This window comes from Sphingomonas sp. TZW2008, from assembly GCF_002117915.1.
Lineage (GTDB): Bacteria > Pseudomonadota > Alphaproteobacteria > Sphingomonadales > Sphingomonadaceae > Sphingomonas.
Genome location: NZ_BDJB01000001.1, coordinates 93,062 through 107,243 on the forward strand (window position 1 = coordinate 93,062; position 14,182 = coordinate 107,243).

Here is a 14,182-nt window from a genome sequence, read left to right on the forward strand (position 1 = left end):
TATGGCGGTTCCGACATGCAGCGGTGGCTGATCTGCCCCGGTCTGCCGCGAAGCGGCACGACCTTTCTGTTTGATCAGTTCGCTACGAGAAACCGTCAATACTTCAATGTTCCGGAAGCCAAGGAAGTTCACTGGCTAGAGCGAGAGCCGCCGGCTGAAGTCGGCAGCGTATATCCCAACGCGTCTGATGGAAAGATATTCCTTGATTTCAGTCCGGGCTATTCAGGATATCCGGAGCGCTTCAAACGAAATCTAGAAGCTGTTCCAAAAGACGGATCGGTGCAGTTTATCGTCGCGCTGCGTGATCCCGTCGAGCAGGCGTTTGCTCATTATCTTCATGACGTCGCTTCCCATGTCGTGTTGGACTGGGCGGGAGATCTGCGTTATCCTTTTTTCGGGCAGCAGCAGATGATGTCGTACTTCGTAGAGCGTGCCGAGATACTGGAGAGGATCGCCGAGGACTATGGTAACAACGCGTTATTTCTTAATTTCCACAATATGTTCCGTGATCTCGGAGAAACCGCTGGCCGGATCGCCGAGCTGATCGGTGTTGATACCGTAACCTTGCAGCCAGAGCGCGTGGGCGAGGGCGGATGGCTTCCCCGCTTCATCTATGGAGGTGCGGACGGCGTCGATTTCATCCATGATGACGCCTTCTATTCGCTGCCTGCCCGATCTCTGCTGCTCATAAATGGTGCGGCGAGTAGGTTCGAAGGCGAAATATCCGAGGAACAAGCGCAACGCCTGATCGCCCAATCGACAACGTGGCAGCGAGAATTGAGCGCTCACGTGGTGGATGCGATCGCGACCGGCGTTTTTGATCGGACGATCGCAAGCTTCTCGGCACTGCTCGGCGAGGATATCGCGGCATATCGCGCATCCGTGCTTCGTGCGAAGCAACCGCCGCTCCCGAACGAACTAGCGGATATGCTCCTATCCTCTGCATCGTTGACTGAACGGTTGCGCTGGGGCCGATGGCTAGGCACGCTGGACAAATAGGCGCGGCCGCTCGTTGTCGCGTGCGGCATCCGCCGCTCACCACGAAGGACGGCCTCTCCGGAGAAGCTACATGGCCACCGAAACTCCCCTCGATCGGTTCAAGAACGTCCTCGGCGGCGCGTCGCGCGCATTGGCCGACGAGGCGGAGATCGAGCTTGCCTTCACCGCCGACGCGCCGACGCAATCGGGCAAGCATCTGAAGGTGCCGATGCCAGCGCGCGGGCTGCCGGCGGATCAGGTGGCGGAGGCGCGTGGGTTCGCCGACGGGTTCGCGCTGCGGCTGAAGCATCACGACGCGGCGATGCATCTGCGCGGCGCGCCGCAGGAGGCGGTGGCGCGCGCGGTGTTCGACGCAGTGGAGAGCGCGCGCGTCGAAGCGCTGGGCAGCCGCGGCTATCAGGGGATCAGCGACAATCTTGCGCACGCGCTCGACGTGCGGATGCGCGCCGATCCGATCACGCGTGCGCGCAACCGCGACGAAGTGCCGTTGTCGACCGCGCTCGGGCTGCTGGTGCGTGAGGCGCTGACCGGGCAGCAGGCACCCGCCACCGCTGCGCCGGGCGTCGCGCTGGTGCGCGAGTGGATCGAGGAAAAGGCGGACCTGTCGACGCTCGCCATCGCACTCGACGATCAGCGCGCCTTCCAGAGCTTGGCGATGAAGCTGCTCGAGGATCTCGATCTCGTCGAGGGCGATCAGGTGCCTGACGAGACTGACGAGGGCGGCAGCGAAGACGAGGGCACCGATAGCGAGCAGCAGGACGAGGGCGAGGAAGTCGATAGCCAGGAGGGCGAGGGCCAGGCCGAGACCGAGCAGCGCGGCGAGCAGCGCGACTCGGAAGAGAGCGACGGCGAGGGGCAGGAGCAGGGCGAGGACAATGTCGACGATTTCGACGGCGAGCCCGGCGACGATGGCGAAGAGGGGATGCAACCCGTCCGCCCGAACCGCCCCGTGGCGGATCTCTCGCCGCAGTTCGACTACAAGGCGTGGACCAACCAGTTCGACGAGGTGATCGCCGCGACCGAGCTGTGCGACCAAGACGAACTCGCGCGGCTGCGCGGCTATCTCGATCAGCAGCTCGTGCCGCTGCAGGCGGTGGTGTCGCGGCTTGCCAACCGGCTGCAGCGCCGGCTGATGGCTCAGCAGAACCGATCGTGGGATTTCGACCAGGAGGAAGGGCTGCTCGACGCGGCGCGGCTGGCGCGCATCGTCATCAACCCGATGCTGTCGCTGTCGTACAAGATGGAAAAGGACACCGAGTTCAAGGACACGGTGGTGACGCTGCTGATCGACAATTCGGGGTCGATGCGCGGCCGGCCGATCTCGATCGCGGCGATCAGCGCCGATATCCTCGCGCGCACGCTCGAGCGGTGCGGGGTGAAGACCGAGATCCTCGGCTTCACCACGCGCGCGTGGAAGGGCGGGCAGAGCCGCGAGACGTGGCTCGCCGCCGGCCGCCCGCCGCAGCCCGGCCGGCTCAACGACGTGCGCCACATCGTCTACAAGCAGGCCGACGAGCCGTGGCGACGCGCGCGCAACTCGCTCGGCTTGATGATGCGCGAGGGGCTGCTCAAGGAAAATATTGACGGCGAGGCGCTGCTGTGGGCGCACAACCGGCTGATCGGCCGGCCCGAGGAGCGGCGCATCCTGATGGTCATCTCCGATGGCGCACCGGTCGACGATTCGACGCTGTCGGTGAACAGCGGCTCGTACCTCGAGCGCCATCTGCGGCAGGTGATCGACTGGATCGAGCGCAAGTCGCCGGTCGAGCTGATCGCGATCGGGATCGGGCATGACGTCACGCGCTACTACAATCGCGCGGTGACGATCATGGACGTCGAGCAGCTCGGCGGGACGATCATCGAGCAGCTCGCGGCGCTGTTCGACGCCGCCTGATCACGCATGCCGGCGATCACCGCGCCGCGCGGCGGCTTCGTCGGGCCGGTCAAGCGGTCGATCACGATCGCCGGTCACGCGACGTCGATCAGCCTAGAACCGATCTTCTGGCAGGCACTCGAGGCCGAGGCGGCGCGCCGCGCGCTGCCGCTGTCGGCGCTGGTCGCCGAGATCGACGCGGTGCGCATCCTCGCCGCCGATCCGCCCAACCTAGCCAGCGCACTGCGGACGTGGCTGATCGATACGTTTGCGCCGCGCGATTGACGCTGCGAACGACTTTCAATAGCGACGCGCCGCAATGCTGATCGCGATCCCCGACCTGCTCGATGCCGCGACGCTGGCGAACGTGCGTGCGATCATCGATGCCGCGCCCTGGGTGGACGGGAACGTGACGTCCGGGCACCAGTCGGCGCTTGCCAAGCGCAACGAGCAGCTGCCCGAGGACGGCGCGGCCGCGCGCGAGGCGGGGAAGATCGTGCTCGATGCGCTTGCCGCGTCGCCGCTGTTCTTCGCTGCGACGCTGCCGCTCAAAGTGTTTCCGCCGCTGTTCAACCGCTACGGTCTGGGGCAGACGTTCGGCACACATGTCGACAATGCGGTGCGCGTGCAGCGCGGCCGCGATTTCCGGGTGCGCGCAGACCTGTCGGTGACGGTATTTCTCGAGGACGCCGACCGCTATGACGGCGGCGACCTGGTGATCGAGGACCTGTTCGGCGAGCAGCGTGTGAAGCTGCCGGCGGGCCATGCCGTCGTCTATCCCTCATCGAGCCTCCACCGCGTGACGCCGGTGACACGCGGACGGCGCGTTGCGTCGTTCTTCTGGCTGCAATCGATGGTGCGCGACGATGCCGCGCGTCGCATCCTGTTCGATCTCGACCGCAGCGTGCAGTCGGTCGCCGCGGTACGCGGGAACGACGATGCCGACGTGATCCGGCTGACGGGCGTCTACCACAATCTGCTGCGCCGCTGGGCCGACGCCTGACGCCCGCGCCGACCCACACCGGCGCCAAGGCGCGTACCGCGATCCGCGACGCTGAGCCAACGACCGGCGTACGATCCGGTACCCGTCGGGCCGCGCAGTCGTGGTGGTGGCTAATCCATAAATGGGGCGGGCTGCTTCTCGCCGCGGTGTTCGTGCTCATCGGCCTCTCCGGCACGGCGCTGGTGATCGATGACGGGCTCGACCGGCTGACCCATCCGCGGCGCTACGCCGTGACGGGTGAGGGGCATCAATCGTACGCGCGCTATCTCGCGGTCGGGCGCACGGTGGCGCAGCGCGGCGAGCGCGCGGCTAATATTGTGCGGCCGGCGGGCACGGGGCCGCTGACCGTGACGCTCGTCTCGCCATCGGCGGGGGCAGCACGGCGGTTCGTGTACCTCGATCCGGCGACGGCACGCGTGCTCGACGTGGCGACGCCCGATGGCGGGGTGATGCGGCTCGTCCACCGCCTGCACGGCTCGCTGCTCGTGCCCGCGATCGGGCGCACGATCGTCGGCTGGGTGGGGCTCACGCTTGCGCTGTCGTGCCTCAGCGGCCTGGTTCTGTGGTGGCCCCGTAGTGGCGGGATCCGGCGGGCGTTCGGCTGGCGGCGCGGCGCGGGCCCCGCCACCAACCTGCACCACGTCGCCGGCGCTGGGATCGCGCTGCCGCTGCTGGTGCTGGCTCTGACGGGGGCGTGGATCAGCTTCCCGAACGTTGCCGCCGTGTTGAGCGGCGAGGATCGCACGCGCGGCGCGGTCCGGCTCGCCGGCATGCTCGCGCCGCCGCTCGCCCGCCCGGCGCTGGCGATCGATACCGTCGTCGCGCGCGCACGTCCGCTTGCCCCCGCCGCGCCGCTGCGCACGATCATCCTGCCGACCGAGCGGAGCGCCGACTGGACGCTAGCTTACGATACGCAGCCGATGCTGACGGTGGCGGTCGCCGACGACAGCGGCGTGGCGGCGCGCGGTCTGGCACCGGGAAGCGCCGCGGGGGGCAGCAGCGTCGGCCAGATCGTGCGCCGCGTCCACGATGGCACCGGCATGGGGAGGGTGTGGAACGGGGTGATCGCAATCGCCGGTATCGCGCCGACGCTGCTCGGCATCACCGGCGTCGTGCTATGGTGGCGGCGCCGCGCGAGCCGCGCCGCCAGCCGCCCCGACTGACCGCCTCAGATCCGCGTCAGCGCGCCCGTCGCGACAACGGGGCCGGTCGGCAGCGGGCCAGGCGCGCCGCCGACCGGCTCGATCGAGATCGCCAGCGTCGCGCCGGCGGCAAGCGCGGCGCGATCGGCGGCGTCGAGGCGTATGGCGGTCGTACCCCGTCCGGCGAGCAGGCCGAGCGAGTGCGGGACGCCGTCCTCGCCGATGCGCCAAAGCTGCGCGACACGCGTCGTGGGTACCTCGATCGCCGCCGGCACCCGGACTTGCCCACGCCCGGCGTCGTACAAGGCGGCGAACGGCTTGCCGTCGCCGCCGGTCGCAGGGGCCATCGCCGCGGCATAGGTGATCGCTGGCTTTGCCGGAGCCACCACCGCTGGCGGGGGTACCGGTGCAGGGCGAACGATGAGAGCGATTGCCAACCCGGCGGCAAGTAGCGACGTACCCGCCGTTGCCCAGCGCCATCCTCGCGCGCCGGAGCCGGCGCCCGTGAGGCGAAGGACGCGCTCCTCGATCCATGCCGGCGGTGCGACGTCGGGGTAAGCCCCAAGCAGCGTCGCGAAGCGCGCGCGCCAGGCCTCCACCTCCTGCGCGAAGGCAGGCTCGGCGAGCACGCGCCGCAGCGCGACGGCGCGCTCCTCGCCATCGAGCAGGCCGAGCGCCAGTTCGGCGGCGGTAACGCTGTCGTCAGGCGTCGGCGCCATCAAGGCACTCCCGCAAGCGCATCAGCCCGCGCCGGACCCAGCTTTTCATCGTGCCGAGCGGCACAACGGCACGGGCGGCGAGCTCGGCATAGGTCAATCCGTCAAAGAACGCGGTCCGGATCGCATCGCGCTGGCGATCGTCCAGCGCATCCAGGCAGAAATGCAGCCGCCGGTCGTGCTCGTCGCGCAGCATCGTGTCCGAGGCGGACGGCGACGGATCAGGAAGTGCCACGAGCGCCTCGTCCGACGTGTCACCCAGGCGATGGGTGCGCCGCCAGTCGATCGACCGGTTGCGCGCAATCGTCGCCAGCCACGCGATCGCGCTGCCACGCGCCGGATCGAACCCGGCCGCGCGTGTCCATACCGATAGATAGACGTCCTGCAACACGTCCTCCGCCGCCCTGCGATCGTTGCAGATACGCAAGCAAACCCCGAAAAGCTTCGCCGCAGTTAAACGATAAACGAGCCGGAACGCGCGCGTGTCCTGCTTCCCGGTGCGAAACAGCGCATCATTCAGCCGCCTTTGCGCCTCGTTCTGCACCCGCGCTCATCCCTCCCCGCCGATCCACTCGCTATGGCTGCATCGGCGCTTCCACGCCATGCGCGATCGGCTGGTCGCAAAAAAAATCTCCCCCGCATCTTTATGGGTGGGCGTTCGTATCTTCGGGTGATCGCGGCAAGCTGACTATCCGTTCAGGATTCCGACAGCGAAACGATCTAGGCGGCAGGCGGTCTGGCGCTGATCGGCGCGATGCAAAGGGAAGGATGCTGCGATGGCGCAATCAGATCAGCTGCTAGAAGCGATGGAGTCGCGCGCCCGGCGCCGCGACGATCGGCGCGCGTTCTTCACCAATGCGCTCGGTGCGGCGGCGGTCGGTGCAGGCGCGTTCGCCTTCGCCAGCTCGGCTTCGGCGCAGACGGTGACCGACGCCGACGTGCTGAACTTCGCGCTCAACCTCGAGTATTTGGAAGCGAACTTCTATTATTTCGCGGTCAACGGCACGCCGATCCCGGCAGCATCGCAGGGCACGTCGCCCGGCGCGGTGACGGGCGGGGCGAAGGTCAATTTCACCGATCCGCTGGTGGCACAGTACGCGCGAGAAATCGCGGCGGACGAGCTCGCCCACGTCAACTTCCTGCGCACCGCGATCGGCAGCACGGCCGTCGCGCAGCCCGCGATCAACATCTCGGGCGACGTCAACGGCGCGTTCAGCGCGGCGGCGCAGGCGGCGGGCGTCGTGCCGGCCGGGACGGCGTTCAATCCCTATGCCTCCGACGAGAATTTCCTGCTCGGTGCGTTCATCTTCGAGGACGTCGGTGTCACCGCCTACAAGGGCGCGGCGCCGCTGCTCACCAACAAGACTTTCCTCGAGGCCGCGGCGGGCATCTTGGCGGTCGAGGCGTATCACGCCGCGATCGTGCGCACGACGCTGTACCGCAAGGGGATCGCCACACCTTCGCTGCAGCTGATTGAGACGACCGAGAAGATCTCGAACGCGCGCGATATGCTCGACGGGGCGCCCGCCGAGGACAAGGTGAAGGGGATCGGTCCCGATGACGATCAGGGCATCGCGCCGATGACGAGCAGCGAGGGCACGGTATCGAACATCGCACCGCTCAATTCGAACGGGCTCGCGTTCAGCCGCTCGGCCGCGCAGACGCTCAACATCGTCTATCTCAATCGCGCCGCCGTCACGATGGGCGGGTTCTTCCCCGCCGGCGTCAACGGCACCATCAAGACCAGCGCTGCGAACTGATCGCGCCAGAAACCAAGGAAACCAGACCATGATCAAGGATTCCGTTTTCGCGGCGCTCGAGCTCGCCGAGCTGCGCCGTGCTGAGCGCCGTCGCTTCCTCAAGATGGCGGGCGCCTCGACCGCGGCGATCGGCGGGCTGAGCCTGCTCGCCGCCTGCGGTGACGACAATGACGATCTTATCCCCAATCCCACGCCGTCGCCGACGCCGACCCCCACCCCCGGCGTCACCGTAACCGATGGTGATATCCTGAACCTCGCGCTCAACCTCGAATATCTCGAGGCGCAATTCTACTCGTTCGCGGCGTTCGGCACCGGTCTGCCCGAATCGAGCCTGACGGGTTCGGTCGGGACGCGCGGCGCGGTAACCGGCGGGCGCAAGGTGCCGTTCACCGATCCGCTCGTCGCCGCCTATGCGCGCGAGATCGCGGCGGACGAGATCGCACACGTCAACTTCCTGCGTACCGCGATCGGCAGCACCGCGGTCGCGCAACCCGCGATCAACATCGACGGCGGCGCGAACGGGGCGTTCACCGCCGCGGCGCGGGCGGCGAAGCTGGTCGGCGCCACCGAGAATTTCGATCCGTATCTCAACGACAACACCTTCCTGCTCTCCGCCTTTCTGTTCGAGGACGTCGGCGTTACGGCGTACAAGGGCGCAGCGCCGCTGCTGTCCAGCGCGACGTTCCTCGAGGCGGCGGCAGGCATTCTGGCGGCGGAGGCGTATCACGCCGGGCTGGTGCGCACGGTGATCTACGCCAAGGGGCTCGATGCCTCGACGGGGCTGCGGCAGGGCGCCAATGCGATCTCCGACGCGCGCGACTCGCTCGACGGCACGACGGGTGCGCAGGCTGATCTCGACCAGGGCGTGACGGGCAGCGACGCTAGCATATCGAACATCGTGCCGGCGGACGGCAACGCGATCGCCTACAGCCGCACGACGCAGCAGGTGCACAACATCGTCTACCTGCGCACCACGGCGGGCGTCGGCGGCGGGTTCTTCCCCAACGGCACCAACAACGCGGTCGCCGCGCTGCGGACGAGCGGCGCGTTCTGATCCCACGACAGGTACGAACGGGGTCGCGCGGGAAACCGCGCGGCCCTTTTCGTTTGGAACCACTGCCGAAAGCGCCTACAACGGCCCAATCCTCGGGGGACCGCTGACGGCGGTTGAGAGGTGGGCACGAGCCCGCGACCCGCTGAACCTGATCCGGTTGACACCGGCGGAGGGAAGGAGCGGCCTGCCACCACCGGCACCTCGTTTCTCTCTTCGATGATGGAGAGAGATGATGGCCGACGTTCCCGCCCGTACCGAAATCGGCGTCACTACCGGGCCGATCCGCGGTAGCCGCAAGATCCATGTCGCGGCCCCAGGCAACCCGCAGGTGCAGGTCGCGATGCGCGCGATCGATCTCGAGCCAGGCTGCGGCGAGCCGCCGCTCAACGTCTACGACACGAGCGGGCCGTACAGCGATCCGAACGTGCGGATCGACATCATGGCCGGCCTCGCGCCGCTGCGCCGCGACTGGATCGTGGGCCGCGGCGACGTCGAGGCGTATGACGCGCGCGAGATCCGCCCGGAGGACAACGGCCAGCTTGGCCCCGACCGTTCGGGCGGCGTCCAGCCCTTCCCCAATGTCGTCCGTCGCCCGCTGCGTGCCAAGCCCGGTGCCAACGTCAGCCAGATGCACTATGCGCGCCGCGGCATCATCACGCCCGAGATGGAATATGTCGCCACGCGCGAGAACCTCGGCCGCGAGATGCTGCGAGAATATGCCCGCGACGGCGAGAGCTTTGGCGCCGCCATCCCCGATTACGTGACGCCGGAGTTCGTTCGTGACGAGATCGCACGGGGCCGCGCGATCATCCCCAACAACATCAACCATCCCGAATCCGAGCCGATGGCGATCGGCCGCAACTTCCTGGTCAAGATCAACGCCAACATCGGCAATAGCGCAGTCGCCAGCAACGTCGCGACCGAGGTCGACAAGCTCGTCTGGGCGATCCGCTGGGGCGCGGATACGGTGATGGACCTCAGCACCGGCCGCAACATCCACGATACGCGCGAGTGGATCATCCGCAACTCGCCCGTGCCGATCGGCACCGTGCCGATCTATCAGGCGCTGGAGAAGGTCGGCGGCATCGCCGAGGACCTGACGTGGGAGATCTTCCGCGACACGCTGATCGAGCAGGCCGAACAGGGCGTCGATTATTTCACGATCCACGCCGGCGTTCGCCTGCCGTACGTGCCGCTCACCGCCAAGCGCGTCACCGGCATCGTCAGCCGCGGCGGCTCGATCATGGCGAAATGGTGCCTCGCCCACCACAAGGAGAGCTTTCTCTACGAGCGGTTCGACGAGATCACCGAGATCATGAAGGCGTATGACATCGCCTATTCGCTCGGCGACGGGCTGCGACCCGGTTCGATCGCGGACGCCAATGACGAGGCGCAGTTCGCTGAGCTGTATACGCTGGGCGAATTGACCCACCGCGCCTGGGCGCAGGACGTGCAGGTCATGATCGAGGGCCCCGGCCACGTGCCGATGCACAAGATCAAGGAGAATATGGACAAGCAGCTTGAGGTGTGCGGCGAGGCGCCGTTCTACACGCTCGGGCCGCTGACGACCGATATCGCGCCGGGCTACGACCATATCACCAGCGGCATCGGTGCGGCGATGATCGGTTGGTACGGCACCGCGATGCTCTGCTACGTCACGCCCAAGGAGCATCTCGGCCTGCCCGATCGCGACGACGTGAAGGTCGGCGTCGTCACCTACAAGCTTGCCGCGCACGCCGCCGATCTGGCCAAGGGACATCCGGCGGCCAAGATGCGCGACGATGCCCTGTCGCGCGCCCGCTTCGAGTTCCGCTGGCGTGATCAGTTCAACCTCAGCCTCGATCCCGAGACGGCGGAGCAGTATCACGATCAGACGCTGCCCGCGGAAGGCGCCAAGACCGCGCATTTCTGCTCGATGTGCGGGCCCAAGTTCTGCTCGATGAAGATCACGCAGGAGGTGCGCGACTTCGCGCGGCTGCAGAACCAGGGCAGCGAGGGCTTCATCGCCACGGCGGAGGCCGAGGCGGGCATGGCGAAGATGAGCGGCGTGTACGAGGAAAAGGGCCGCGAACTCTACATGGGTGCCGGCGACCGCGAGCACGACTGACGCAGCAATGGGCGCATGCGGCGCATAGAGCGCGCGGCGCGGTACAATCCTTTTGGGGGTCACGCCGCGCCACGCCGACGCTAGCGTAACGCCGATGATGGGCGAAGGTGTGCTGTGACGGTCGCAGGGATCGACGCGCTGAGCGAGAAGGAGAAGCAGACGCTTCGGCTGCTTCTCGTCGGGCATGACGCGAAGTCGATCGCGCGGCATTTCGACCTGTCGGTGCATACGATCAACGAGCGGCTGCGCGATGCCCGGCGCAAGCTGTCGGTATCAAGTAGCAAGGAAGCCGCACGGCTGCTTCGCGACGCCGAGGGGCCGAGCCCCGAAATCGATGCGGACACGGCGTTGCGGGATGCGCCCGGCGCTGCCGACGCGCTTCATCCTCCACAAGCCCGACCCACGCCGCGCACGCTGCGCCACGTCGGCTGGGCGATAGGAGGAACCGCCATGCTCTCGATTATCGCCGCGCTGCTCGCCGTCTCGACGCCCAACCAGCTGCCAGCCGAGGCGCCCCTCGCGAGCGCGCCAACGGCCGCGGCCGAAACCGATGTCAGCAAGGCCGCGCGCGACTGGCTCGGGCTGGTCGACGCCGCCAACTGGCAGCAAAGCTGGGAAGGCACGGGTGCGTCGTTTCGCTCGGTCAACACGGTCGCCAACTGGCGGGCGGCATCACAGAAAGCGCGCGTGCCGCTCGGCGCGGCCGTCTCGCGCACGCTGATCAGCGACGTCGACACGCCAGCGCCGCCGAACGGCTACCGCACCGTGCAATTCCGTACCGATTTCGCCAACAAGCGCGGCGCGACCGAGACGCTTGCGCTCAATCGCGAAGGCGGGGTGTGGAAAGTCGTCGGCATCTACATCGATTGATCGCTTCCGGGCTCGTTGGCTCCTGGCGGAAGCATCCGGTGTTGCAGGGGTTGCCGACTTGAAGCGTCCCTGCTTCACCTTGGTGCGTCGCGCAGATCGGCACCGCGTCCGCGGTGCCGCGTCGCCGTGGTCACGGGAGCGATAAAGCCGGGCGGCACCTCTTCCTCAGCTAGCTACGAGCGATCGTTGTTGAGGATCGGCGCGGCGTCATTATGCGCGGCACGTGCTCCTGGACACGGCAAGCTCGCTCGCGGCGATCGCCGCTCCGTTCATGCGCAAGTATCACGTCCTTGGAACTGATCAGCGACGATACGGCCAGTCAGAGCGCTCAGATGGCGATCCGCTGTGTCGCGCGCGCCTGCCCGGAACAAACCGCCCCGTTTTGCGCCGGCGCTGCTACACCGCCGCGATGGCCCCCAACTCCCCGCTCGATCATCTCGCCGATCTGCCGGCCAGCCCGGACGAGACGGCGACCGACGGCATCGGTCACCCGCCCTACGCCTTCATCGGCCTAGCCGCCGTCGCGCTGGCGGTGCTGATCGTCGCGCTCGTCGGCGCGACGATCGCGCGGGGCACGCAGTTCGCGTTCGATTCGGCGGTCATGCTCGCGCTGCGGACGCCCGGTGATCTCGCCACCCCGATTGGCCCCGTATGGCTGCGGCAGGCGATGATCGACGTCACCGCGCTTGGCGGGCAGACGGTGCTGACGCTGGTAGTGATCGCCGCGATCGGCTTCCTCCTCGCCGGCCGGCACTATCTCACCGCCGCCCTGGTTTTCGGCGGCACGGTGAGTGGATCGATGGCGGTATCGATCGGCAAGCACCTCGTCGGCCGTGCGCGCCCTGCGCTGGTCGATCACCTCGTCGAGGTATCGTCGGCGAGCTTTCCCAGCGGCCACGCGTCGAACAGCGCGATCATCTATCTCACCATCGCGCTGATCGTGATGCAGATCGTGCCCGACCGACGCGCGCGCTGGTTCCTGTTCGCCGCCACCGTGGCGCTCGTCGTGCTGATCGGCATCAGCCGCGTCTACCTCGGCGTACATTGGCCCAGCGACGTGCTCGTCGGATGGAGCGCGGGTTCACTCTGGGCGCTCGCCTGGTGGGCACTCGGCTCGCGACTGAGGCTCCGCGCCCGGCGACGCTGAACGGCTGTCCTACACGCCTTGTGTCGTGCCATGAACGTGCGGAACACAAGGAGAACATGGTGCAGGAACTGATCGAACGTGCGATCGACGCCGAAGGCCGGATCACTGCGGTCGTGCCACGCGGCGGCGGGCGTCGCGTCACCGTCAACGTCGCCGAATCGCCGCTGTCGTGGCTCGCCGCGCGCGGGCTCGTCACCGCGCGGCAGGTCGAGGCGGGGGAGCGGCTGCGCGGCGACTACGAACGCGCCGCGATCGCGCCGTCGGTGACGATGCGCTGGTCGGCGGGCGTCGACGGCGGCGCGGGGCAGGGTTTCGATCCGACCGCCGCCCACCTCGCCGCGAAGCGCCGCTTCGACGCCGCGATCGCCGGCGTCGGTCCGGGGCTGTGCGACGTGCTTTGGCGCGTGGTATGTGCCGGCGAGGGTCTACCGGTGGCGGAGAAGGCGCTCGGCTGGCCGGTGCGATCGGGGCGGCTGGTGCTGACGATGGCGCTCGATCGCCTCGCCAACCATTATCGCCTCGGCTGAGCCGCCGCTTGCGACGAGGCCGTGGTCGGCCGATATGCCCCGGATGCGGCTAGCCATCACCAAGTGTCACGGTTCGGGAAACGACTTCGCACTGATCGACGCGCGCGCGCTCGATCTGCCCGATGCCGGCTGGGCGGCGACAGCACGCGCGCTGACGGATCGTGCTGGTCTGGTCGGGGCGGACGGAATCCTTCTGCTGACCGCGGGCGACGATCGCGCCGCCTTTGGGATGCGTATCTTCAATGCCGACGGATCGGAGCCGGAAACGTGCCTCAACGGCTTGCGCTGCGTCGCGCGGGCGGGGCTTGAGGCGCTCGGGCTCACGACGGCGACCGTGCGGCTCAAGACCAGTCACGTCGACGTGCGGCGCGATCCAGCGCTGGCCCCCGGCGTCTATACGGTGCGCGAGACGGCAGGGCCTGCGACGCTGGACGTCACCGGCTGGCCGCTGACCGGCGAGGGAGGCGAGATCGTCGATCGTCCGATCGCGGCGCTGTCGCCCGACCTGCGCTTCACCGCAGTCGGCATCGGCAACCCGCATCTGATCGCGTTCGTCGATGCGATCGACGAGGCGGCGCTCGTCCGCGTGGGCGGCATCTGCGAGGCGGCCCCGGCCTGGCTGCCGAACCGCGCCAACGTCTCGTTCGTCCAGATGCGCGGCGACAACGAACTGTACGTGCGCACCTTCGAGCGCGGCGTCGGCCTTACCAACGCCTGCGGCAGCGCGATGGGCGCATCCACCTACGCCGCCGGGCTGACCGGGCGGCTGGCGTTCGACCGGCTGGTGACGGTGCGCAACAAGGGCGGGCTGGTGCGCGCGATCGCATCGGCCGACGGGATGGTGACGCTATCGGGCAACGCCACGTTCGAGTGGACGGGCAGCGTGACGGTGGAGGACGACGTCGCCCGCGACCTCGCCGTGACGCAGCGCAACGCGGATGAAGTTGCGGCCTGGGCGGCGGTCGCCACCGGCTGAACGCTGCG

14 protein-coding genes and 1 riboswitch are annotated in these 14,182 nt (G+C 67.9%); of the genes, 12 read left to right on the plus strand and 2 right to left on the minus strand.

Going from position 1 to position 14,182, the window contains the following annotated elements:
- Positions 1–15 precede the first annotated feature (15 nt).
- The 5 genes from B7L05_RS00430 to B7L05_RS00450 all read left to right on the plus strand — a co-directional run bounded on the left by B7L05_RS00430 (position 16) and on the right by B7L05_RS00450 (position 5,038).
- The gene (locus tag B7L05_RS00430) at positions 16–999 is read left to right on the plus strand and encodes a hypothetical protein (protein ID WP_144037058.1); all 984 of its coding nucleotides are present in this window, start codon (positions 16–18) and stop codon (positions 997–999) included.
- A 70-nt stretch (positions 1,000–1,069) separates the two neighbouring features.
- A complete protein-coding gene (cobT, locus tag B7L05_RS00435; RefSeq protein ID WP_085808246.1) occupies positions 1,070–2,893 on the plus strand; it encodes a cobaltochelatase subunit CobT in 1,824 nt (607 codons plus the stop codon).
- A gap of 6 nt (positions 2,894–2,899) precedes the next feature.
- Positions 2,900–3,157 (plus strand): ribbon-helix-helix domain-containing protein, encoded by a 258-nt coding sequence (locus tag B7L05_RS00440; RefSeq protein ID WP_085808247.1) that lies wholly within the window; start codon positions 2,900–2,902, stop codon positions 3,155–3,157.
- A 34-nt stretch (positions 3,158–3,191) separates the two neighbouring features.
- Entirely contained in the window at positions 3,192–3,875 is a 684-nt protein-coding gene (locus B7L05_RS00445) for a Fe2+-dependent dioxygenase (RefSeq protein WP_085808248.1), read from the plus strand.
- A gap of 113 nt (positions 3,876–3,988) precedes the next feature.
- Entirely contained in the window at positions 3,989–5,038 is a 1,050-nt protein-coding gene (locus B7L05_RS00450) for a PepSY domain-containing protein (protein ID WP_256926558.1), read from the plus strand.
- Between the two features lie 5 nt (positions 5,039–5,043).
- Here B7L05_RS00450 and B7L05_RS00455 read toward each other — a convergent pair whose 3' ends face one another.
- Positions 5,044–5,736: an anti-sigma factor domain-containing protein gene (locus B7L05_RS00455; RefSeq protein WP_085808250.1), complete on the minus strand. Its 693-nt coding sequence runs from the start codon at positions 5,734–5,736 to the stop codon at positions 5,044–5,046.
- On the minus strand, positions 5,720–6,277 hold the full coding sequence (locus B7L05_RS00460; RefSeq protein WP_085808251.1) for a sigma-70 family RNA polymerase sigma factor: 558 nt from the start codon (positions 6,275–6,277) through the stop codon (positions 5,720–5,722). Before B7L05_RS00460 ends, B7L05_RS00455 begins: the two co-directional genes overlap by 17 nt.
- 232 nt (positions 6,278–6,509) lie before the next feature.
- On the opposite strand from B7L05_RS00460, the gene B7L05_RS00465 reads away from it, so the two are divergent.
- From B7L05_RS00465 to dapF, 7 genes are all read left to right on the plus strand, one after another.
- Positions 6,510–7,493, plus strand: coding sequence for a ferritin-like domain-containing protein (locus B7L05_RS00465; RefSeq protein ID WP_085808252.1), 984 nt, complete (start codon positions 6,510–6,512; stop codon positions 7,491–7,493).
- A gap of 28 nt (positions 7,494–7,521) precedes the next feature.
- Positions 7,522–8,547, plus strand: a complete 1,026-nt coding sequence (locus tag B7L05_RS00470; protein ID WP_085808253.1) for a ferritin-like domain-containing protein — start codon at positions 7,522–7,524, stop codon at positions 8,545–8,547.
- 83 nt (positions 8,548–8,630) lie between these two features.
- A riboswitch (TPP riboswitch) is annotated at positions 8,631–8,739 on the plus strand.
- A 40-nt stretch (positions 8,740–8,779) separates the two neighbouring features.
- Positions 8,780–10,654, plus strand: coding sequence for a phosphomethylpyrimidine synthase ThiC (gene thiC, locus B7L05_RS00475; protein WP_085808410.1), 1,875 nt, complete (start codon positions 8,780–8,782; stop codon positions 10,652–10,654).
- 114 nt (positions 10,655–10,768) lie between these two features.
- Positions 10,769–11,524, plus strand: coding sequence for a DUF4019 domain-containing protein (locus B7L05_RS00480; protein ID WP_085808254.1), 756 nt, complete (start codon positions 10,769–10,771; stop codon positions 11,522–11,524).
- 223 nt (positions 11,525–11,747) lie between these two features.
- On the plus strand, positions 11,748–12,671 hold the full coding sequence (locus B7L05_RS00485) for a phosphatase PAP2 family protein (protein ID WP_256926542.1): 924 nt from the start codon (positions 11,748–11,750) through the stop codon (positions 12,669–12,671).
- A 56-nt stretch (positions 12,672–12,727) separates the two neighbouring features.
- Entirely contained in the window at positions 12,728–13,198 is a 471-nt protein-coding gene (locus B7L05_RS00490) for a DUF6456 domain-containing protein (RefSeq protein ID WP_179187076.1), read from the plus strand.
- A 43-nt stretch (positions 13,199–13,241) separates the two neighbouring features.
- Complete coding sequence (gene dapF, locus B7L05_RS00495) at positions 13,242–14,174, plus strand: diaminopimelate epimerase (protein WP_085808255.1); 933 nt, start codon at positions 13,242–13,244, stop codon at positions 14,172–14,174.
- The last annotated feature ends 8 nt before the right edge of the window (positions 14,175–14,182 follow it).